Origin of the sequence: Myxococcus sp. NMCA1, assembly GCF_026810205.1 — a bacterium.
Classification (GTDB): Bacteria; Myxococcota; Myxococcia; order Myxococcales; family Myxococcaceae; genus Myxococcus; species Myxococcus xanthus_A.
Window position 1 is genome coordinate 9467497 of record NZ_CP113950.1, and the last position, 22007, is coordinate 9489503.

Below are 22007 nucleotides of genomic sequence, written 5' to 3' on the forward strand. Positions count from 1 at the left end.
CGAGCCCCCACCCATGAACATCGTCTTCTGGATTCTTCAGGCCGTCCTCGCGCTGCTGTTTCTCGCGGGCGGGTCGTACAAGGCGTTCTCGTTCCAGCAGCTCGCGAGCCAGTTCAGCGAGGTCCCCCTCGGGGCCTGGCGGGCGCTCGGCTTCCTTGAGATGGCCGGTGGCGTGCTGCTCATCATCCCGGCGGCGTTCAAGTGGATGCCCAGCCTCACCGCGCACGCGGCCGCGGTGCTCACGTTCGAGACGTTCGCGCTCGCCGTGCTGTACGCGCGTCATTCAACGAAGATGACGCCCGAGAACCCGATGCTCTGGTCACTCGTGATGGGTGTGCTGATCGCCTTCGTGGCGTACGGCCGCTACATCCTCAATCCGGTGGTGGCAGCCGCCGCGTGACGCCATGACGGACGATGCCCGCGACATCGCCCGTGAACTCAGCGCGGGCGCCAACGCGCATCACGGAACAGCCGCCAGCAGAGAGGGCTTCTCGGAGCCCTCGGGCAGCCACAACGAGCCCAGCTCCAGCGTCGAGGACGGGAAGGGGTCGGCACGCACCAGCGAGTCATCCTCGTAGCTTCCCGTCAGCAGCCAGCCCCGCTTGACGCGCTGGTACACCTCCAGCGTGCGCGCGGCGGGGTCCACCAGCCACACGTGAGACACGCCCGCTCGCGCGTAGAGCGGCAGCTTGCGCGCGCGGTCCAACGCGGCGGTGGAGGGCGTCAGCACCTCGCAGACCCAGTCTGGCACCAGCGTGAGGAAGGGGACGTCCGGCTCGAAGGGGACGTCCACGCGCTCGCGGCGCCAGCCGGCCATGTCCGGAACGAGCATGTCGTGACCGAGGTGCAGCTCGGGCGCGCGCAGGAAGCACCAGCGGCCACTGCCGCCACGACGCTTGTCGAGCTGCTCCCCCAGCTCCACGCCCAGCATGAAGGCCGCGCGCGTCTGCGCGGCAGTGGGACGAGGCGAGGCGACCAGCTCCTCGTCCAGAATCTCCCCCACCCAGCCCGAGGGCAGGGCCGAGAGCATCGAATGGTTCGCCAGGGGGATGATGCCTTCAATCACAGCGCCTCCGAGAATCACCGGTTGAGGCGGGCATTCTAGGGGGCCGTCTGACACGTCCTCCGCTCGACGGAAGGCGTCATTTCCCGATGCAGAAACGCTGGAAGATTGCGTCCAGCAGGGCCTCCGAAACCACGGTACCGGACACTTCGCCGAGCGCCTCCAACGCGAGCCCCACTTCACCAGAGACGACTTCCAGGGTGGACACGCGCGAGGCACTCACCGCGCGGCCCAGCGCCTCGGACGCGCGACGCAGGGCATCGGCGTGACGCTCGGAGACGAGCGCCACCGCGGAGGGCGTGCCACCGCCCCACAGTCGCCCGAGCATGTCGGAACGAAGCGCGTCCACACCTTCACCGGTGAGGCCACTCACGCGCTGGCGCGGTGAGCCTGGCGCTTCCGTCACGTCGCACTTGCCGTCCACCACCAGCACGGGCGTGCCACCCGCGTCACGCGTCCACGCGTCGGCCTCTGCTTGCGTGACACCCGGCGGCAGCACGAGCACGGCCAGGTCCACGCCGGAGAGCAGCTCACGCGTGCGGGCAATGCCCAGCGCCTCGACGCGCCCCGGCGTCTCCCGCAGCCCCGCCGTGTCGAAGAGCGTCACCGCCAGCCCGTCCCATTCGACACGGGCCTCTAGCGCATCGCGCGTGGTGCCCGGCTCGTCATCCACCAGCGCGCGGGACTCGCCCACCAGCCGGTTGAACAGCGTGGACTTGCCCGCGTTGACGGGACCGAACAGCGCCACACGCGCGCCCCGGCGCACCAACCGGCCCCGCCCGGCCTCGGACAACAGCGTCTCCGCCTGAGCGCGGAGCGCGGTGACGCGCTCACCCACGTCCTCATCCGCGCCCTCTGCTTCATCGGGGAAGCTGAGCACGCCCTCCATGTCCGCATGCAGCGCGCGCAGCGGATCCTCCAGCGCCTGCACACGCGAGGCGAGCACACCGGAGAGTCCCGCGGCAGCAGCACGCACCGCGGCCTCCGAGTCCGCCGCCACCAGGTCCGCCACCGCCTCCGCGCGCGTGAGGTCCAACCGCCCGTTGAGGAACGCGCGACGCGTGAACTCACCCGGCGCGGCGTGGCGCACACGCGCGTCCTCCAACACCCGAGCCAGCAGCAACCGCAAGAGCCGCGGACTGCCGTGCGCCTGCAGCTCCACCACGTCCTCGCCCGTGAAGGACTGAGGCCCACGGAAGTAGAGGAACAGGCCCTCATCGAGCGAGCGGCCCTCCGCGTCCACGAAGGACGCGAGGTACGCATGGCGCGGCGTGGGCTGCGCGGGCACACCCGGGGCCAGCAGCCGGCCCACATCCAGGGCCTCGGGGCCCGACAGCCGGAGGATGCCCACGGCGCCCGCGGCAGGTGCGGTGGCCAGGGCGGCGATGGTCATGGAAGAAGACGTCATACGCGGCCGGTGGAGCGCATCCACCCTGAACAGCGCGGGCCCCGCTGATTCAGCGGGCGCCCATGGGAGGCGTGGAGCCGCGGGCGGCCTTCTCCACGGCCTCACGGTTCTCCTCGATGTACCGCTCCACCGCCTCGTCCTCGAGCTCCAAATCTCGCAGGACGCCCGGATAGACGAAACGGAACGCGGGGGACTCCTCGTCCCCGCGAAGGCGGAAGCTCATCTTGAGCACCGCCGCGCCGTACAGCTTGTCCTTGAGAGCTTTCGCCTTGCCCATCCCTCGTCTCGCTTCGGGAGCCTCGGCGCGCGCGGCGCGCCCAGCGGCTCACGCGTCGAAGTCGTCCTCGTCGTCCGGCAGCATGCTCCGCTTGGGAAGCGGGGCGGGCTTGTCCGGAGTGAACACCACGCGGCGGTTTCGGCCCTCGCCTTCCGCCGCCACCTTCACGCCACCCACTCCTTCTACTGACGTGAGGACGCGCGCGCGGTCTTCAAGCTTCATGGCGGCAATCGCGTAGAAGCGGCCCAGGCTGCCCGACTTCTCCGCGAGTTGTCTGACGGCCGCCATCAGCGCGGCATCCTCTTCCACCGCCACCGAGCGCTCATCCCCCTCGCCCTTGCTGGCGGGAGCAGCCTTGGCGGCGGACGCCTGCGCACCCCGCTGGCCTCCCTTCGCCGGAGCAGGCGCTGGCGCCTGGGCCGCCGCGGCACGGGGCGCGGCGGGGGAGGGGGCGGGCGCGGCCGGAGCCGCGGCTTGAGCCGCCGCGGCCTGGGGCTCACGGCGCTGCCGGGGCTCCGGATGCACACCCGCACCCAGCATCACCCAGCGCCGGTCAGCGCCAGGGCGATGCAGCATCTTGTTCAACAGGAACTGGAGCGAGTCCACCACCTGACTGCGCCGTCCCACCTCCACGCCAGGAGGCGGTGCGGGCTCGAAGTGGAGCGCCACCGACAGGCTGCCGTCGGCGGCGTCCTTCATGTCCAGCCGCGCCGGGAAGCCCATCAGCCCGAGGATGTCGCCGAGGAGCTTCTCCACACGGCCCCGGAACTCTCCGGACGAATCGCCGGAGGCCGGGGTGGACGGCGTCTGCTGGGGAACCTGCTCGCTCACTTGCGCCTGCCTCCCGCACCGGCCACCGCCGGCGTCCCACCGCCCGTCTGGGGCTTGTTCCGGTCCAGCCACTTCCGCAGGCCGTACTGCTGGGCGATGGAGAGGATGTTGTTCGTGAAGATGTAGAGCGAAAGGCCGGCCGGGTACTGGAGCAGCGTCAGCGTGAAGATGATGGGCAGGAACCAGGTCATGATCTTCGCCTGGGCCGCATCCATCATCTGCGGCTGCATCTTCTGGGTGATGACCATGGACACGCCCAGCGCCAGCGGCAACAGGTACGTGGGGTCCTTGTAGGTCAGGTCACGCCAGATGGGCCCGACGAAGGGCTCGCCGTAGATGTCGAAGCTGTTGCGCAGCGCGGTGAACAGGGCAATCCACACCGGCATCTGGATGAGGAGGGGGAGACACCCGCCCAGCGGGTTCACCTTGGCCTCCTGGTACAGCTTCATGATTTCGAGGTTCTGCTGCTCGCGGTTGTCCGCGTGCTTCTTGCGGATCTCCTCCATGCGCGGCTGGAGCTTCTTCACCTCTTCCATGCTGACCATGGAGCGGTAGGTGAGGGGCAGCAGGAAGAGCTTCACCACCACCGTGAGCAGGATGATGGCCACGCCCCAGTTGCCGGTGAGGCCGTAGAAGAACTTCATGACGGTCAGCAGGACCTTGCAGATGACGGCCCAGATGCCGAAGTCCACCGTCTCCGCCAGCGGCGGGTGGAAGGCGGCCTCGCCCAGGCCGGTGGACGCGCGCAGCGAGGCGCCGGGCACCAGGGACAGGATGTCCGGGTCCTTGGGGCCGAAGTAGCCGCCGAAGCGCAGCGTCACCGTCTCGCCCGGGGCCGCCGTAATCGGGAAGGACGCCGTCACCTTGCGCAGGGTGGGCGTGGCCTCGAAGGAGCACGAGCCGGCGCGCGGCCCTTCCAGCGGGTAGAGCGCGGACAGGAAGTACTGCTGGTCGATGCCGAAGAACTGCACCGGGCCGCGGGCGTCCTCGGCGTCCGGAGCGTCATCACCCGGGCTCATCTTCTGGAGCTTGTCACCCACCCAACAGGCGGAGCGGCTCAGGTTGCCCACGCCGCCGAAGAAGGACGGTGCGTGCTCGAAGTTGGGGTCGATGGCGCGGTTGTGGTGCACCTGCAGTTCGCCGCTCTGCGGCTGGCCGGAGGTGTTGCGCACCTGGAGGGTGTAGCTCAGCTCGAACCCGTCCTGGGGCCACTTGAGCGTCTTCACGACCTCCCACGGACCGCGGCGGCCAGTGAAGGTGACGCCGTCCGCGTTGCCGGGGGCGCCTTCATCCAGGGCGTAGTTCAGGTCCGCGGGCAACGGGCTGGCGCCGGTGATGGACACGGCCAGCGGCAACGGTTGGCCCGGGGTGGGGCGCGCCAGGTCCATCTGCGGCGCGGGAGGAATCTCCTTGCCGAACAGCTTCTGGAAGCCCTGGGCGACGCTGAGCTCCTGCTGCTCCCGCATCTTCGCGCCCTTGAGCACGGCGGCGGTGAGGCCGGCGCCCTCGGAGGAGAAGGCGTAGGTGGCCTCGTCGCGCTGCAGCTCCACCTTGCGCGCCGGAGGCGGCGGGGCCTCCGCGGTGGCGCCCGTCCCGGTACCGCCTTCGGGAGGCTGGACGGCCGGGGGGGTGCCGGCATCGGCGGGCGCCGTGGCCACCACGCCTGCGTCGGGAATTCCCGAGTCGGGCGGAGGCGGAGTGGGCGCGAAGAAGAAGGTGTAGACGGCAGTGGCCGCGAACGAGAGGGCCAGGGCCGCCAACAGTCGCTTCTGCGAATCGTTCGACTGGGGCGAGAGCGGATCGTTCATAGACTCCCCCCTCCACGGGGGAGAGGGCGGCAATGGGTGGAACCCCTCGTCACGGCACCGGGTCGATACCGCCGGGGTGGAAGGGCTGGCAGCGCACGAGCCGCCAGAGAGTGAGCCACGACCCCTTGAGGCCGCCGTGCTTCTCCAGCGCCTCCATGGCGTACGTGGAGCACGAGGGATGGAACCGGCACACCCGAGGGAGCAGCGGTCCAAGGAACTTCCGGTAGAAGCGGATGGGCAGCGAGATGACGAAGGCCAGCGGGCTCATCTGGGCGGCTCCTTCGGCTTCGTCTCCGCGCGGGGCAGCCGCTGCAGCTTACGGGTGACACCGTCAAAGGCACGCGACAGCGCCGGAAAGGAAGCATCCTTCGCGGAGGAGCGTGCCACCAGGACGACGTCCAGGCCTGACGGCCATTGCATGCGGCGCTTACGAAAAAGCTCCCGCAAGACGCGCCTCAAGCGCGCTCGGACGACGGCGTTGCCCACTTTGCTCGACACGGTCAGGCCAACACGCGAGTACGGCCGGCCATTGCGCTTCACGAGGGCCAGGAGGCAGTCCGAAGGGACTTTCTGCCCGCCTTCCTGGACCTCGAGGAACTCGCGCCGTTGAAGCAGGCGCAGGGCCTTGGGGAAGCGCTGGTCTGCCGGGCGGGACTGGCCCGGCGTCGCACCCTCGGCCCTCACACGCAGACTCGCTTACTTCTTGGGAGCGGACACGACGAGCCGCTTGCGACCCTTCGCACGACGGCGCTTGAGGACATCCCGGCCGCCCTTGGTGGCGTTCCGCTTGCGGAACCCGTGGGCGCGATTGCGGCGGACCTTCGACGGCTGGTACGTGCGCTTGGACACGGCTCTTACTCCTTGGTGATGACGGCGGCGCCTCCTACCGCTCCGGCGCGACCTGAACTAGGGAAAGGGGCGGGTCCGTACCCCCATTTCCAGGGTAAGTCAACGTTGGATCACCCTGGCTCACCCTGGAAGCCCCGCCCGGAGGCCCGATCGGACCGCCTGAGGTAGGGCCATGAAGGTCTAGGTGATGCTGACGGTGCCGACCACCGCCCAACGCACGGCGGCGGGAGTCTAACCGCGAACAGCGTGGGCGTCTGTTTCCCTGGCGCTTCTTTCCAGCGAGGGCCTGCCAGCCCGGGCGCCCAACGGGCTCAGACTCGCAACAACTGAGAGCGCTGGGGGCCGCGGATACCCATCCAGAGACACCATCATTTTTTGCGAAGGACCTTTTGAAGGCCCGTTCTTTCGCAAACTCCAGACAAAGGTGTCCACATGTCGTTGCTCACGCGGCCTCAGGTCGTCGTGCTCGGACTTGTCATGTCCTCCGCGCCCGCCCTGGCCCAATTGATTCCCCCCATCATCACGGTGCCGAGCCCCATCCTCCTCTGTAATGCCTACGTCCCCACGCTCGCGGACTGCCAGAACCCCGTCACCTTCTGCGCGAACCTGGCCCGGAACGCGGCGAAGACCAACCCGAACGCCGCCTGCAACGTCCTGGTGCGCGACGCCGCGCTGAACGCCGTGGCGAGCCTGCCCGAGCGCACCGTGCTGGTGCCCGTCACCCGCAACGCGAGCGGCCAGGAGATTGCGCCAGACGCCGCCACCAAGAGCGTGGCCTTCGTCCAGGAGAACCCGAACGCCCGCTACATGAGCGGCCTCTCCAGCTTCATGCTGGGCACCGCGCACCGCGACCGGACCTACTTCCCCGCGTCGACCAAGGCCGCCAGCCTCATGCGCGCCGCGCGCTTCACCCAGCGAAATGCGTGGAACAACTCCGGCAACATCGTCGACTCCTGCCGCGAGTACGTCCACGAGAAGTACTACGACTACAGCGTCTTCGAGGACGCCATCTCCTCCTCGGGCACCGACTACCGCAAAATCTTCAACATCGCCTACGCCCAGGCGCCCGGTGGCGGCAGCGTGCCCGCCTCCGCCATTGGCACCCGCTCGATTGCGGACCCGGTGCAGCGCGGCAAGGACGGCACCCCCATCCAGCCCGCCATCCAGTTCCCCGCCGGCGCGCCGAAGAACGAGTTCTTCACCGTGCCGCCCCCCGCCGAGGGCAGGGTCACCATCGGAACAGGCTCCGAGGACCGGGTGGTGATGCTTCCTGGCTTGATGGGCGCGGCCATCATCCATCTCAAGGACCTGGACCGTCCGCTGAACCTCTACGGCACCATCCTGCCCGAGGCGACGCTGTCCACCCTGGCGAACGGCGCCAGCTACTACAACGAGAGCTGGGCGTGGCACCGCAGCATGAGCGTCACTCGCAATGCCAACGTCCTGGATGAGCGGATGTACGAGTTGGACCGGCTCCAGGAGGAGTTCGCCGCGCTCGTCCAGCAGCGCAAAGAGCTGGTCACCTCCATCACGTCGGAGCTGGCCCGCCGCTACCGCCCCCTCCCAGGGATGCTGAAGGCCGATCCAGAAACGTCCAGCAACCTGACGGACGACGACGAGCCCCAGGACCCGCTCATCCCCCAGCTCTACGCGCTGGCCTCGCTGGATGCCGTCATCGAAGCGGCGCTCCAGCAGGCCCAGTCGCAAGGCTGCCTCAACTTCCAGACTGGCAAGGCGCCCGCTCCCTGCGACTGGTCGCCCAAGCGCTTCGCGCGCAGGGTGATGAACCTCTACCAGGGCGCGCGTGAGCAGGACTTCCAGAAGTGCGCGACCTACACCCGCGACGACTTCGCGGACCTCAAGGCGAAGCCCCTGCAGATTGGCACCGTCAACTACCCCTCGCAGGACTACACGACGAGCCCCTCGCGCCTGGAGACGTACTTCACCCGGCGGGACCAGTACATGCGCGCCCTGTCCGCCACCGTGGGGCCCATGCTGGACCCGAAGACGGCGCAGCCCCGCCTGCGCTGGGAGTCCGGTGACAGCTACAGCCTGGGCAATGACACCTTCGGCGCCACCGCGAACTACCAGGTGGCCGTGGCCATCAACAACGTGAAGAACACGCCCGACTGCGGCCTCTCCCCGGAGGTGACGGGCAGCTTCAACGCCACCGGCAGCGCCCTGGGCATCAGCGCCAACCTCATCAACGCCCAAGTGCAGGTGACGCAGAAGCGCGCGGACATCGACCTGGACGTGCTCGACAACACCATCCCGCTGGTGGACATCCACAAGAACCTGACGCTGGGCCAGTTCAACATCGTGTCCGGCAAGCAGGAGAAGAAGGCCACGCTGGTGAACGCGCAGGCGACCTTCGTCGTCGTCGTGGTCCCCGTCACGCTCGGCGCCAAGGTGGCCGGCGTGGTGGGGCTCGAATACGCGCTGACGGCGGAGCACACGGTGACGGGCACCACGGCGTGCAGCGTGACGAATCTGGGCGTCGCCGGACACATCAAGCCCTACGCGCAGGTGGACGGTGAGCTGTACGCGAGCGTCGACCTCTTCATCATCGAGGCGGGCGTGAAGGGCCGCCTCCAGTTGGTCCACGCCGCCGTCCCGCTCGACGGCCGCGTCTGGCTGGCGTCGTCCGGGGGCCAGTTGAAGCTGCGCATGGAGGGGAGCTCCGACCTGAAGTTCACCTTCCTGTCCGGCAGCATCGCCGCCTACGTGGAGGTGGGCGTCTGGCCCTTCGAGGCGGAGTTCGAGGAGACGCTCGTGAGCTGGAACGGCATCCAGGAGAACGTGAAGCTGTTCGACCACGCGTTCAACGTCAACCTCGTCGACCTGCGCTCCCTGCTGTAATCCCCGTACCCGCTGGAGACGCCCCATGAACGCACGCAAGGTCATCACTGGCGGTGCACTGCTGGCACTGCTGCTCCTGGGAGCCGCCTGGGTCTTCCACACCCAGGCCCCCGTCACCGGGGCGCCTCCAGCGGCGACGCCCCTCCGCGTCCACTTCCCCATGGGGGAGCGCCGGACGTACCGCATGGACTACACGGCCCGGACCGAGGTGCGCCTCGCCGGGTCGCAACAGAAACCCACCGCCATGGGGGGCCGGGCCCACTTCGTTGGAGACCTGGTCCTCCGCGGCCACCCCGCGCAGGGCACCGCCCTGCGCGTGGGGCTGAGCCTGGAGAACCTCCGCGAGCACACGCTCGAGCTGTTTGGCCACGCGCTGCTGCCGGACGCCGCGGCCGTCGCGGCCACCTTCACCGGCCGCGAGGCCCTGCTGGACCTGGACGCCGACGGCACCCTGCGCGCCGTCTCCTTCCAGGAGGAAGACCCCTCCCTCTTCAAGAACACCGTGCAGACGCTGGCCGGCGAGCTCCAGTGGGTGCTGCGCGACGGCGCCACCTGGCAAGTGGAGGAGTTGACGTCGCGGGGCACGGCGCTCACGGAGTACGCGCGGCTGGACGAAGGCGCCCTGCCCGCGCGCATCCTCAAGCGGCGCCTGGCCTACCCGGAGCCCCGCGGCATGGGCACGGGCAGCGGCGCCGTGGAGGTGGACTCACGCTTCGAGATGACACTGGACGCGGACGGCGTCCTGGAGCGTCTCTCAGGTGAAGAGCGGGTACTCCGCCGCCCGACCGGTGGCGGCGAGCCCACCGCCACCTCGCACATCCAGCTCCGCCTGGAGCCCGGCAAGCGAGAGCGCTTCGTGGTGGCGCAGGCCTCCGCCGCGCCAGCCGCGCAGCTCCAGCGGCTCGCGCCGGGTGAACTGGTGACGGACGCCCACGCGCGGGAGCGGATGCTGGCGCAGCAGGTGGATGGACTCACCCCGGAGCGCTTCTTCGAGCTGATGGAGAAGTACGCCAACGGCGGCACCTTCCCGGAGCACAACCACTTCCTCCTCCAGGCCACGGGCCTGCTGGAGCAGCAGCCCGAACTGTGCGCGCGGCTGGCCGACTTCTTCCAGCAGTCCACCCTGAAGCCGCGTGGCCGGGCGCTGGTGCTGGACCTGTTGGCGGGCGCGGGCACGCCGGAGGCGCAGACGGCGCTGGTGCGCGCCCTGTCCAGCCCCCAGGCGCTGGCCGAGCCCGGCTACGGCATGTTGCTCAGCCGCCTGTCGCTGCTGACCAGCCCCACCCCCGACACGGTTCGCTTCATCGAACGCACCCACCGCACGGCCCGTGACGACACCCGCGTGGCCACCGCCTACGCCCTGGGTGCCACCGCCGGCGCGCTCTACCGGCAGCAGCAGGACGCGGAGTCCCTGGCCGCCGTCCAGCAGCTCGGGGCCGAACTGCGCGCCGCGCGCACGCCCGAGGGCAAGGCCCACCTGCTGCTCGCGCTGGGCAACGCGGGCCTGGAGGAGCAGGTGGACGTCATCGCCCACTACGCCCAGGACGCGGACGCCCAGGTGCGCCGGGCCTCGGCCCGCGCGCTGCGGAAGATTCAGACACCCCAGGCCATGCGCACGCTCCTCTCCATGACCGAGGACACCGACGCACCCGTGCAGTCCTCCGCGCTGACGGCGCTGAGCCGCCGGGACCTGGACGACTCGGTCCTGCGCCAACTGCGAGACCTGGTCCTCTCCGGCCGAGTGCCCGTGGAGAACCACCACACCCTCGTGACGGTGGTGGAGCCCTACCTCCAACAAGCGCCCGAGGTGCGCCAGCTCCTCCAGCACCTGCTCACCATGGACGCGCCAGACGCGCAGCTCCACACGCGCATCCGCGGCCTGCTCGAGACGTGACCGGGGCAGGGGACCGTCGGCCTATTCACTATGAGTGAATAGGCCGATGGTGTCCCCCAGTCCTTGGGGTAGGGGAGGGGATGATCCACAACCGGGCCGGGCTGGCATGACCGCCGCGGATCATCCGTGTTGGGAAAAACCCTTGAGGCTACGGCGGTTTTGGCCGGTTGCTTGATCCACCAGGAACCGTCTGTTAGCACCGCCGAACGCCTCGTTTTCCCCCTGCTTCTGCACGTTTGAGACACGCGTGAACGCCCTCGCCCAAGCCGCTACCCCCTTCCCAAGTGCTGGAATTCTCTGGGCTCGGATGCTGGATGCCATCCGCCAGGAGAAGTTCGACTATGCGCTGAGATGGCTGGAGCGGATGCGCCCGCTGGAGGTGCGTGACGGCGCCCTGGTGATGGGCGTTCCGGACCGCTTCTTCCGCGACTGGGTGGATGACCACTACCGCCCCATGCTGGATGTCCAGCTCGCGCGGATGGGGGAGGGCCTGACCTCCATCGCCTATGAGGTGGTGGAGGGCCTGGAGCCGGACCCGCATTTTCCACCCACACCCTCAGTCAAGGCGAGCGCCACGCGCCCTGGCCGGCTGAACGCGCGATTCACCTTCGACACCTTCGTGGTGGCGGACAGCAACCAGCTCCCGGCCGCCGCGGCGCAGGCCGTGGCCGACAAGCCGGGCCACCACTACAACCCGCTCTACATCTACGGCGGCACGGGCCTGGGCAAGACGCACCTGCTCCAGGCGGTGGGCAACCTCATCTGGGAGCGGGATCCGTCCCAGCGCGTGGTGTTCCTCTCCAGCGAGCAGTTCACCAACGAGTACGTGGAGAGCGTCCGCGAGCACCGCATGGGGGACTTCCGCCGGAAGTTCCGTGAGGAGTGCGACGTGCTCCTCCTCGACGACATCCAGTTCCTCGGCAAGCGTGAGGAGACGCAGAAGGAGTTCTTCTACACCTTCAACACGCTCTACGAGATGAACAAGGCCATCGTCCTCACCAGCGACACCGTGCCCGCGGAGATTCCGGGCCTGGAGGACCGGCTGCGCAGCCGCTTCGCCATGGGGCTGATGACGGACATCCGCGAGCCCACCTACGAGACGCGGGTGGCCATCCTCCAGAAAAAGGCCGTGGCCGAAGGTCTGGACCTCCCGGACTCGGTGGCGCACTTCATCGCCAAGCACATCCAGAAGAACGTGCGCGAGCTGGAAGGCGCGCTGGTGAAGCTGTCCGCGGTGCACAGCCTGACGCGCCAGCCGGTGACGGAGGATTTCGCGTCCCAGGTGCTGCGCGACATCCTCCCCGCCCACAGCGCGGTGGACGTGGAGTCCATCCAGCGCGAGGTGGCCCGCTTCTACAAAGTCACGGTGGAGTCGCTGAAGGAAGACCGCCGGCACAAGGCCCTGGCCCATGCGCGACAGGTGGCCATGTACCTCAGCCGCAAGCTGACGAAGAGCTCCTTCCCGGAAATCGCCGCGCGCTTCAGCAAGGACCACTCCACCGTCATCTCCGCGGTGCGCAAGGTGGAAGGCCTCCGCATGACGGACGCCACCGTGCAGCGCGAGCTGGCGGAGCTGGAATTGAAGCTCGGCAATCCCTGAAGCAGCCGTGCCTTTGTTTCATGTCGGACGACACGCCATGACGCGCGCAGGTGTACGTCCGCGTGAAACGGGCCGTGTCCGGCTGACGCGCAGCCAGGATTGACGCTCGGGCGCGTATTCGGGGGAGTGAGCCCGCGCGTGAAGAGCCTGGTCCTGCTGCTCGCCGTGCTCACGGCCGCCGCGCTGTGGCGTGCGGGCCAGACTTCTCGGACGCTGGCTCCCGCTGAGACACCGCCGGCTGTTTCACAGGCCCTGGATGACGAAGCCCCCACCCTGGCGCCCGAGGAGAACCTCCCGGGCGTGAAGGGGCGGGAGCGGGTGCTCGTCGTGGGCCACCGGCTTCGTTACACGTTCGACCTGGACCTCCGGACCCACACTGATCTTTCGGCTGGCGCGCGGGAGTCCCTGCACACCGGATGGAGCGGCCTGCTCGAGCTCACCTACCTGGGCGCGGAGGGTGAACAGCGCCTGTTCTCCTGCCACCTCGTGCCCACGCGGCTGGACGTGGAAGCCGGTGAGACGCCGCTGCCCGGTGACGCGGCGCTGCGGGCGCTCCAAGTCATGTTCGAGCGGCCGGTGTACGTGGGCCAGGACGTTCGGGGCCGGCTGATGGCCGTGCACTTCGATGCGGCGCAGGACGCGACGGCGCGGAGGCTCGTGCGCCTGCTGCTCGCGTCGACGCAGTTCGTGGCGGAGGACGGCCCCCGCTGGAGCACCGAGGAGCCGGACTCGCGCGGTGACCTCGAAGCCGTGTACCGCGCGGGTGGCAGCGCGAACACCTACGTGAAGACGAAGCGGCGCTACCTGCGCGCCGGCTCGCCGGTGCTTCCTCGGCTGCAAGGGCACCTGGACTTCACCCTGTTCGCGGATGGGCACGTGAAGGAGGCGACGGGCTCGGAGGTGGTGGAGCTGGGCGGAGGCGGCACGGGGCTCCCTCGCATCCGCGAGGAGGCGCGGGTCGCGTTGACCAACGTGGGCGTGGACTACCGGCTCTCGTCGCTGAGGCCGTTTGAGGCCACGCGGGCGACGTTGCGGTCGGAGCGGCTCACGGATTCGGCCGGCATGGAGGAGGCTTCGCTGGAGGCGCGGGACAGGCAGCTCGTGAAGGGGGCGAAGCTGGATGACTTGCTGCGGGCGCTGGCGAAGCGCAAGGACCTGGACACGGCGCGGCTGCGACTGACGGCCTTGTTCCGACAGAATCTGGCGGAAGTGGATCGGGCCGTGGCGCTGATTCGTCAGGGCTCCGCGGACGAGGTGCGCTCCGAGCAGATGCTGGAGGCGCTGGCCAGCGCGGGGACGCCCGAGACGCAGCGGGCGCTGGTGTCCGTGTTGGAGGGGGAACGGATTCGTCCGAAGACACGGGCCCACGCGGCGCGGGTGATAGGGCGCATGGAACGGCCTTCACTGCTTCTGGGCGATGCGCTGGAGCGTGTGCTGGAGGCGACGCGGGACGCGGGCGTGAGGCGCGCGGCGGCACTGTCGGTGGGGGCGCTGTCGAAGATGCTGGAGGTGCCGGAGCCGGGCCGAAGCCAAGCGCTGGTGGAGGGGCTCGTGGGGCGCTGTCGCTCGGGGACTTTGGATCCTGAAGTCTGTCTGGATGCCCTCGCCCGGGCTGGCGCTCCAGCGGGACTGGCCTACGTGAAGTCGGCGCTCGTGCATCCGGAGGCATCCGTGCGTGGCGCGGCGACGGAGGCGCTCCGTGCCATTCCTGGCGCGGCGGTGGATGCATTGTTGGACCAGGTGATGCTCGACGACCCGAGCGCGAGGGTTCGTGCGCTCGCGGTGAAGGCTGTCTCTCAACGGGTCGCTGGCGCCCACTTGGAAGCACTGGCCCGGGTGCTGCGCGCCGAGCGGAGTGAGCGCGTCCGCATCGAAGTGGTGCGGCTGCTGGGCCACCTGCAAGCCGTGGAGGCTCCCGCCGCGGCCTTGCTTCGCGATGTGGCCGCCAACGATGGGGCCGCGAACGTGCGGGCGATGGCGACGTCACTGCTCGGTGGTGAGTAGGGCGGGGTGCCGGGCGGATGAGTTCGCCCGACCCCCGTTCAACGCCGGAGTGCTACGTGTCCTTGCGGCGACGGCCCACGACGACCCGCATCAGCCCCACGAGCATCCACGGGAGTAGCGCGGAAGGAGACGAGGACTGGCAGCCGCAGCCACCGTCCGGAGGAGGCGGCGGCTGAGTCCCTGCATCCTGCGACGGGCCACCGTCGGGCCCGGGCTCCTCGCCCGGACCCGCATCCGGATCCATGCCAGTGCCCGCGTCGGGATCCGTGCCAGTTCCCGCGTCGGGGTCCTCACCCGGGCCGCCATCCGGATCCGTGCCAGTTCCCGCGTCGGGGTCCTCACCCGGGCCGCCATCCGGATCCGTGCCAGTGCCCGCGTCAGGGTCCGTACCAGGGCCACCATCGGTTCCTCCGTCCGGGTCCTCGCCCGTCCCGCCATCCGACTGCGGGAACGAAGCCCGTGCGATGAACACGGCCGTGCCCCACTCCTCCTGGTCGTTATCCGGCGGAGCCAGCCCCGCGGCCAACGCGACATCCGACCGCGCGTTGATGCTGGGCGCGCCAGCGAACACTGGGTTGGACGGCGTCTCCTGGTCGATGCGCGCCGGTCCCAGGTCCGAGGTCACGATGTCATGCTCGCTCACGACCCGCTTCAGCTCCTGTCCATCACTGACCCACACCGCGCGCAGGTTCGCGGCGTCGATGGCCCGGAAGACCACGAGCCCACGGTCGTTCATGTCCGGCGGGAAGAACTCCAACTGCCGGATCTCCCCCAGGCCATCCTGGGCAATCACCCGCAGCTCCGTTCCATCCCAGAGCCACAACGTCGTGACGTTCCGTTCGGACGCGTCCCGGGCCGTCCCCAGGAACGCCACCTGCCCCTGGTTGTTGAACGCCGGCTGCACGGACGCGAAGCGGTACACCGGTGAGTTCGCGTCGAGCCCGCGCGTCTGCGCCACGAGCTGCGACTCGATGGTCACGTTGAAGATGCGCAGCTCCTGGAAGAACTCCGCGGACCCGGACGCGCGGTCCACCACACCGGCAATCTGAGCCTGGTCGTTCAGCCTCGGTGAGTACAGGAACGAATAGGGGCTCGAGCTGTCGGCGATGTTGTCGCTGACCAGGGTGCCCGCCCAGCCCGAGCCCAGAAGGAAATAGGACTGCCCTCCACCGCCATACGACGCACGAAAACCAATCACATCGGCTTCGTTGAGTTGCAAGCTGCTCCAGTTCGAAGCGCCAATCGGTGCGCGCTCGATGCGCACGTCGTCCGGACTGGCGACATTCAACCGGTAGATGCCGTTCTGGCTCGCCGAAGAAGCCCCGGTGACGGCGAAGGCCAGATTGCCATGGGAGATCAGATTGCTCTGGGATCTGAGTCCCGGGTCGCTGAGACGAGCGTCTTCGCCCAGGTCAGGAAGCACATAGATGCGCTGCCCCGCGCCATCCCGGCCCCACCACACCGCCTGACGTCCCTCGGGTGTAATCGCCAACCGGAAGGCAATCTGGCCATCGTCGGTCAGCGGGATCTGGAGACTCCCCGCCAGCAGGTTGCCCGGCGCCACGTTGTAGGCGCCGGAGGCATTCCCCAGCAGGTTGGTCCGCGCCTGGAGCTCCAGGGTGTAGTCGGGCACCTCCGCCCAGGCTGGCGTGGCCAGCGTGAGCACGCTCAGCGCCAGCGTCCTTCCACGGACCCGGCAGGCCCGCGCACTCCACTTCCGTCCCGCGACTGACATGGATGCCGCCTCCCATTTTTAATAGGAAGGCAGGCTATCACTGGATTCCGACGTTCAGTGCGCAGCGGGGGGAGGGGCCTCGGAGATGCTCTCCAGGGTCTCGCCGACGTCCTCCTCCGCCAGCGCCTCCAGCAAGTCGCTCATCGCGACAATCCCCACCAGCTTCTTGTCCCGGTCGAGCACGAGGATGCGGCGGACCTTCTTCTCCTTCATCTTCTCCGCCACCACGGAGATGTCCTCGTCATCGAAGGCGTATTCGAGCTGCCCCGTCATCGCCTCCGCCACCGTCGTGCTGTTGGGGTCCTTTCCCTGGGACACCGCGCGCACCACGATGTCGCGGTCGGTGATGATGCCCATCAACCGGTCACCGTCGCACACGGGCAGCGGGCCCACGCTCAGCTCGCGCATCTTCAGCGCGGCGTCCTTCAATGAGTCCTTCGCGTTGATGACCGTGAGGTCCTTCGTCATCACGTCTTGAATCTTCTGCATCACACACGATTCCTTTCCTCGGTTCAGGCCTCGGGCACCCACAGCGAGCGCAGGTCCGCGGGGAGCTGGCCCATGACGTCGTCGGCCTCTCCCTCGCTGATGTGATTGCGCACCGTGAGGAACACGGCCCGGGCCAGGCGTTCGGCCTCGTTGGGCGTGGTGTCGAGCTCCTCGGCCACCATGGCGAGGAACTGCTCCAGCTTGTACTTCCGGGCGACCTTGCCCTCGTGCCGAGGACACCGCTTCAGCATGTCCGTCACCTTCCGCGGAAGCTGGGCCTCCAGGTGCTTCGCCTCGGTATCCATCAGGCGTTGCTCCAGCAGGCACAGCACGGACTGCGCGGCCTTCTCCGCCAGTCCGCGGACGACGCCCGCGTTCGCTTCGAGGTCCTTCAAGAAGACCGCATAGGTCTGCGCCGCTCGCGACTCACTGCGCTGCTCCTTGAGGCTGGGCGTAGCGCTCCGGCCCTCCGCTGCCTCTCCCTGCTCCTCACGTATGTTCGCCATGACGGTGGCCTCCCCGGTGTCGGGCTTGGGTCTCTTCCGTGAGCGTGGGCACCCCATGTCCCCCAGGCACCGGCCGCCCCCCGCGCGCCGGGGCGACAGGGTGGGAAGCGAGCCATGCACCGGCAGGACCGTCCCGCCGCCGTCAGTCCACCACGCCGCCGAACAGCTCCACCATCCGAGTCCGGTGCAACACGCCCCAGAGCGCCAGCGCGACCAGCGCCAGACACACCGCGCCGAGCGCCTCCCAACGCCGGCCAATGGGCGGACGCGCCTCGGGATTCACACGTCGCAACGCCACCACGCCCAGGATGAGGGCGAGCATGGCCATTCCCACGAAGACAAACGTCAGCGCGCTCCCCACATCGAAGAAGAAGGAGAGCAGCGGCGCGAGCACGGGCAGGAACAGCGAACCCACGCTCAGGGACAGCGCATGCCGGGCAAGGGGGTTGTTGACCCGCAGGTCCCACAGCTGGTGCAGCTCGCGCTCGGGGACATCCAGGCGGAAGAAGAGCCGGCTGCGTGTGTCGCGAAAGACGTTCACCGCGACCATGAGGGGAATGAAGAACAGCAACGCGGGCGCGCCCAGGGACTGCGCGGTGAGCAGCATCGCCAGCAGGGGCATGGCGAGCAGGCCCATGCGCGCCCACCGCATGCCCAGGAAGAACGCCACGCCCACGCCCGCGCTGCCCAGGCACGCCAGCGTGGTGCCGACGTCCCCGGCCATCAGCGCCACCAGTGCCAGCCCGACGAGCACCACCGTGACGCCGCCCACCAGCCAGGCGCTCCCGTCCCTCCGTCCCCAGAGCCCCAGCCGAAAGGTCTCCAGGTAGTTCACCTCCGGACGCACGGCGCAGGGAGGGCAGTACATCCGGCCCATCACCCACGTTGTGCACGCGGTGCAGACGAAGCCGCCGCAGCGCTGGCAGGTGGCACCCGCGAGCGCATCCGGATGGAGGGCGCAGCGGGGCAGGGCACCGGATGAGACTTCGGCGGACATGATTTCAGTCTCTCATGCTGACCAGGAACCAACATCCCGGGGCAGGGTCCTTTCCCGCCACCATTCCCTACCCACGGCACCGGACGTGCGTGCTAAGCGCGTCACGTGAGTCATTGGCATCGAGACCCGGAGGCACCTTGTTCCGAATGAAGGCCCTCGTCGCCGCAGCCCTCGTGTTCAGCGGGCTGCCGGCGCTTGCCCAGACACCGACACCCCAGGAGGCGAAGCCACTGGAGCCCGGCCGTGAGGCGCTCGCCATCTCGTATGAGAAATACGCGCTGCCCAACGGCCTGGAGGTCATCCTCTCCGTGGACCGGAAGCTGCCGGTGGTGGCCGTCAACATCTGGTACCACGTCGGCGCGTACCACGAGCAACCCGGCCGCACCGGCTTCGCGCACCTGTTCGAGCACATGATGTTCCAGGGCTCGCGCAACGTGGCCGATGACGTCCACATCGCCCGGCTGGAGCAGTTGGGCGCCACCGACCTCAACGGCACCACCAGCTTCGATCGCACCAACTACTTCGAGACCGTTCCCAGCAACCACCTGGAGACGGCGCTGTGGCTGGAGAGCGACCGCATGGGCTTCCTGCTCGACGCCATCACGCCGGAGAAGCTGGAGACGCAGCGCGAGGTGGTGAAGAACGAGCGGCGCGAATCCATTGAAACCGCGCCGTATGGCGCCGCCCGCGAGAAGGCGTGGCACGCGCTCTTCCCGCTGCCGCACCCGTACCACGGGGACGTCATCGGCTCGATGAAGGACCTGAACGCGGCCAACGTGGATGACGTGAAGGACTTCTTCCGCAAGTGGTACGCGCCGTCCAACGCCACGCTGGCCATCGTCGGTGACTTCGACGTGGCGAAGACGAAGGCGCTGGTGGAGAAGTACTTCGGCACGCTGCCCAGCCACGCCCGGCCGCTGCGGCCGGAGGTCGCGCCGGTGAACCTCACCGCGCCCGTGGTGCTGCGCGAGGAGGAGCGCGTGGCCCGGCTGCCGCTCTTGTCCATCCAGTGGCTCACGCCCGCGTACCTGGAGGAAGGGGACGCCACCGCGGACGTGCTGGCCACCGCGCTGTCCACCGGCAAGGCCAGCCGCCTCTACCGCAGGCTGGTGCTGGACAAGGAGCTGGCCCAGAGCGTCAGCGCCACCCAGCAGAGCCAGGGCGCGCAGTCCGTCTTCTCGGTGGACGTGGTGGCGCGGCCCGGCGTGTCCACGGACACGCTGCTCCAGGAGGTGGACGCGGTGCTGGACGAGGTGCGCCAGCAGGGCATCACCCCGGAGGAGATTGCCCGCGCCCGCACGCGCTACGACACGCGCACGCTGGCCGGCCTCCAGTCCGTCGGCGGCTTCGGCGGCAAGGCGGACGTCCTCCAGAGCTACAACCACTTCGTCGGCGAGCCCAACTACGTGGCCCAGGACCTGGCTCGCTACGAGTCGGTGACGCCCGAAGCCGTGAAGCAGTTCGCCCAGGACACGCTGCGCCCCGGCGCGCGCGTCATCCTCCACGCGGTGCCGCCCGCACGCCGGCAGGCGCCCCTCGACTCGAAGGAGCGCCACTGATGCGCCGCCTCTTCTCCGCCCTGCTCGTCACCACGCTGGCCTCCTGCGCCAGCAACCCGAAGCCCGCGCCGGCCAATCCGGACTCGCCCGCGCTGGGAGAGAAGGCGGCCCCGGCCGAAGCCACGGCTGACGCCGAGTCCTTCCGCGCCACGCCGCCCCAGCCCGGCAAGGCGCCGGACCTGGTGCTGCCCACCTTCCAGAGCGCGAAGCTGGACAACGGCATCACCGTGCTGGTGAGCACGCGGCGGGAGCTGCCGCTCGTGTTCGCGGGCGTGGCCTTCGCCGCGGGCAGCGCGCAGGACCCCAAGGGCAAGGAAGGGCTCGCCGAGCTGACGTACCGCATGCTGCTGGAAGGCGCGGGCAAGCGGGACACGGTGCTCTTGGACAACGCCTTCGCCGACCTGGGTGTGTCACCCGCCATGGACGTGCAGGCGGACGGCGCGCAGGTGGGCGTGCGCGTGCTGACGCGCAACCTGGACGCGGCCATGGCCCTGCTGTCGGACGTGGTGCTGCGGCCCACCTTCAGCCCCAAGGCCTTCGAGCGGCGCAAGAAGCAGCAGCTGGCGGACCTGGTGCGCGCGATGGGGCAGCCCGGCGTGCTGGCGCAGATGGCCTACCTGGAGGCCGTGTTCGGGTTGCAGCACCCCTACGGGCACCTCCCCGACGGCACGCCCGCGTCCGTGCAGTCGCTCACCCTGGCGGACGTGATGGGCTTCTACCAGAAGCACACCGGCCCCAAGGCCCAGGCGATCATCCTCACAGGTGACATCAGCCTGGAAGAAGGGGTGGCCCTGGCGAAGCGGCACTTCAGCTGGTCGAAGAACAAGGCCACGCCGCCGCCGCCGCCGCCGGCCACGAAGGCCCCGCCGCGTCAGCAGGTGTACGTGGTGCCCAAGCCGGGCCTGGACCAGACGCTGCTGCTGGTGGGCCGCGCTGGCATCGCCGCGGGGAACCCGGACGAGTACCCGCTGGAGCTGGCCACCACCGTGTTCGGTGGCTTCTTCGGCAGCCGGCTCAACATGAACCTGCGGGAGAACAAGGGCTACAGCTACGGCGCGGGCGCCAGCCTCTCTCCGCGCCTGGGAGTGGGGCCGCTCACCGCGTACAGCTCCGTGCGCCAGGACGTGACGGGCCCGGCCTTGAGCGAGGTGATGAACGAGCTGACGGGCCTGAAGAACCGGCCCATCACCGCCGAGGAACTGGAGGCCGCGCGCGAGGGCCTCATCCGCGCCTTCCCGGGCGCCTTCGAGTCCGTGGAGGGCCTGGGCGCCAGCGCCGCGGCGCTCTTCATCACCCGCCGCCCGCTGGACGAGTTCAACCGCACCGTGGAGGGCTTGCGCGACGCCAGCGCCGCGGAGGTGCAGCGCATGGCCGAGCAGTACCTGGACCCGGCCATGATGCAGATTGTCCTCGTGGGTGACCCGGCGACCATCCAGGAGCAGGTGACGCCGCTCGGCCTGGGCAAGCTGGTGCCCATCGAGCCGGATGAAGCACCGGTGCCGCGCGCGGCGAAGTAGCACGCAGGCAGTCATCCCGGGCCGTGGTGGCGAGACATTGCTCGCGGGCCACGGCCCGGTGTTTCACGGGGCATGAGGTCCGAAGGTCCGGGCCTCCCCTGCGGCTCAGCGGTTGCGCGCCTCGTCTTCCTCGTCGGAGACCTGCCGCTCCTCGGCTCGCTCGCGGCCCCGGCGCTCGCGCTCCAGTTCGTCCGCCTCGTCGATGGGGCTGCGGATGTCGGGGACGTAGCCGCCCACCTCGGTGTCACTGTCCAAGGCGAACTTCTGCTCGCGGGTGTCGCGGATGGAGTCCGCGGAGTACAGCGGCAGGGTGTCGTCGGCTTCCAGTCCCCGCTCCACGCGGTCCGGCGCATAGGGAGGCTTGGTGGCGGCCTCCTTGCCTCCCGTGTACGGGTCGTACTTCCTGTTCGGCATGGTGCGCTCCTCGTCGAAGTGGGTACCGCTCCGAAGCTGAATGTCGGAGCGCGCTCCCTGCGCACCAAGGTCCCCGCGGAGGGCCGGGGGCACGCCCGACCGCCCGGCTCACGAGGAAGGTGGGGACGCCCGGAGGCATCCCCAAGTTGCCCACAGCTGAGCCATCCATCGCCGCGTCACTTCCCGAGGAAGTCGAT

General features: G+C 69.2%; 20 protein-coding genes. 7 read left to right on the plus strand and 13 right to left on the minus strand.

The genetic code is table 11. The features are described from left to right. The first annotated feature begins 13 nt into the window (after window positions 1–13). On the plus strand, window positions 14–400 hold the full coding sequence (locus OZ403_RS39275; protein WP_140796267.1) for a DoxX family protein: 387 nt from the start codon (window positions 14–16) through the stop codon (window positions 398–400). Window positions 401–460: 60 nt separating this feature from the next. Here the strand turns inward: OZ403_RS39275 and OZ403_RS39280 are convergent, their stop codons facing one another. From OZ403_RS39280 to rpmH, 8 genes are all read right to left on the minus strand, one after another. Then, on the minus strand, window positions 461–1066 hold the full coding sequence (locus tag OZ403_RS39280; RefSeq protein ID WP_174259025.1) for a Uma2 family endonuclease: 606 nt from the start codon (window positions 1064–1066) through the stop codon (window positions 461–463). A 76-nt stretch (window positions 1067–1142) separates the two neighbouring features. Next, on the minus strand, window positions 1143–2471 hold the full coding sequence (gene mnmE, locus OZ403_RS39285) for a tRNA uridine-5-carboxymethylaminomethyl(34) synthesis GTPase MnmE (protein WP_268783173.1): 1329 nt from the start codon (window positions 2469–2471) through the stop codon (window positions 1143–1145). Between the two features lie 49 nt (window positions 2472–2520). Further along, on the minus strand, window positions 2521–2748 hold the full coding sequence (locus OZ403_RS39290) for a hypothetical protein (protein ID WP_140796270.1): 228 nt from the start codon (window positions 2746–2748) through the stop codon (window positions 2521–2523). 48 nt (window positions 2749–2796) lie between these two features. Beyond that, window positions 2797–3579 carry a hypothetical protein gene (locus OZ403_RS39295; RefSeq protein ID WP_140796271.1) on the minus strand — a complete coding sequence of 261 codons (783 nt, stop codon included), beginning with the start codon at window positions 3577–3579 and terminating at the stop codon, window positions 2797–2799. Further along, the gene (gene yidC / locus OZ403_RS39300) at window positions 3576–5387 is read right to left on the minus strand and encodes a membrane protein insertase YidC (protein ID WP_140800563.1); all 1812 of its coding nucleotides are present in this window, start codon (window positions 5385–5387) and stop codon (window positions 3576–3578) included. The genes OZ403_RS39295 and yidC overlap by 4 nt, the downstream gene beginning before the upstream one ends. Window positions 5388–5436: 49 nt before the next feature. Continuing rightward, window positions 5437–5655 (minus strand): membrane protein insertion efficiency factor YidD, encoded by a 219-nt coding sequence (gene yidD, locus OZ403_RS39305; RefSeq protein ID WP_140796273.1) that lies wholly within the window; start codon window positions 5653–5655, stop codon window positions 5437–5439. Beyond that, entirely contained in the window at window positions 5652–6071 is a 420-nt protein-coding gene (gene rnpA / locus OZ403_RS39310; RefSeq protein ID WP_140796274.1) for a ribonuclease P protein component, read from the minus strand. The genes yidD and rnpA overlap by 4 nt, the downstream gene beginning before the upstream one ends. 12 nt (window positions 6072–6083) lie before the next feature. Continuing rightward, window positions 6084–6236: a 50S ribosomal protein L34 gene (gene rpmH, locus OZ403_RS39315; RefSeq protein WP_002637840.1), complete on the minus strand. Its 153-nt coding sequence runs from the start codon at window positions 6234–6236 to the stop codon at window positions 6084–6086. Window positions 6237–6668: 432 nt separating this feature from the next. On the opposite strand from rpmH, the gene OZ403_RS39320 reads away from it, so the two are divergent. From OZ403_RS39320 to OZ403_RS39335, 4 genes are all read left to right on the plus strand, one after another. After that, the gene (locus tag OZ403_RS39320) at window positions 6669–9095 is read left to right on the plus strand and encodes a hypothetical protein (RefSeq protein WP_140796275.1); all 2427 of its coding nucleotides are present in this window, start codon (window positions 6669–6671) and stop codon (window positions 9093–9095) included. Window positions 9096–9120: 25 nt separating this feature from the next. Beyond that, on the plus strand, window positions 9121–10989 hold the full coding sequence (locus OZ403_RS39325) for a HEAT repeat domain-containing protein (protein ID WP_268783174.1): 1869 nt from the start codon (window positions 9121–9123) through the stop codon (window positions 10987–10989). A 247-nt stretch (window positions 10990–11236) separates the two neighbouring features. Next, on the plus strand, window positions 11237–12589 hold the full coding sequence (dnaA, locus tag OZ403_RS39330) for a chromosomal replication initiator protein DnaA (RefSeq protein ID WP_140786498.1): 1353 nt from the start codon (window positions 11237–11239) through the stop codon (window positions 12587–12589). Window positions 12590–12727: 138 nt separating this feature from the next. Beyond that, entirely contained in the window at window positions 12728–14593 is a 1866-nt protein-coding gene (locus OZ403_RS39335; RefSeq protein ID WP_268783175.1) for a HEAT repeat domain-containing protein, read from the plus strand. Window positions 14594–14645: 52 nt separating this feature from the next. Here the strand turns inward: OZ403_RS39335 and OZ403_RS39340 are convergent, their stop codons facing one another. From OZ403_RS39340 to OZ403_RS39355, 4 genes are all read right to left on the minus strand, one after another. After that, window positions 14646–16328 carry an MXAN_5453 family MXYO-CTERM-anchored protein gene (locus OZ403_RS39340; protein WP_268783176.1) on the minus strand — a complete coding sequence of 561 codons (1683 nt, stop codon included), beginning with the start codon at window positions 16326–16328 and terminating at the stop codon, window positions 14646–14648. 54 nt (window positions 16329–16382) lie between these two features. Then, complete coding sequence (locus OZ403_RS39345; RefSeq protein ID WP_237077885.1) at window positions 16383–16817, minus strand: CBS domain-containing protein; 435 nt, start codon at window positions 16815–16817, stop codon at window positions 16383–16385. Window positions 16818–16840: 23 nt separating this feature from the next. Continuing rightward, a complete protein-coding gene (locus tag OZ403_RS39350) occupies window positions 16841–17323 on the minus strand; it encodes a DUF2267 domain-containing protein (protein WP_140786501.1) in 483 nt (160 codons plus the stop codon). 142 nt (window positions 17324–17465) lie between these two features. Next, on the minus strand, window positions 17466–18320 hold the full coding sequence (locus tag OZ403_RS39355) for a hypothetical protein (RefSeq protein WP_140786502.1): 855 nt from the start codon (window positions 18318–18320) through the stop codon (window positions 17466–17468). Window positions 18321–18466: 146 nt separating this feature from the next. Here OZ403_RS39355 and OZ403_RS39360 point away from each other — a divergent pair, with 146 nt between their 5' ends. Next, entirely contained in the window at window positions 18467–19879 is a 1413-nt protein-coding gene (locus OZ403_RS39360) for a M16 family metallopeptidase (RefSeq protein WP_140786503.1), read from the plus strand. Then, window positions 19879–21396: a M16 family metallopeptidase gene (locus tag OZ403_RS39365; RefSeq protein WP_140786504.1), complete on the plus strand. Its 1518-nt coding sequence runs from the start codon at window positions 19879–19881 to the stop codon at window positions 21394–21396. The genes OZ403_RS39360 and OZ403_RS39365 overlap by 1 nt, the downstream gene beginning before the upstream one ends. 105 nt (window positions 21397–21501) lie before the next feature. On the opposite strand, the gene OZ403_RS39370 is transcribed toward OZ403_RS39365, so the two are convergent. After that, window positions 21502–21810 (minus strand): hypothetical protein, encoded by a 309-nt coding sequence (locus OZ403_RS39370; protein WP_141255918.1) that lies wholly within the window; start codon window positions 21808–21810, stop codon window positions 21502–21504. Window positions 21811–22007 lie beyond the last annotated feature (197 nt).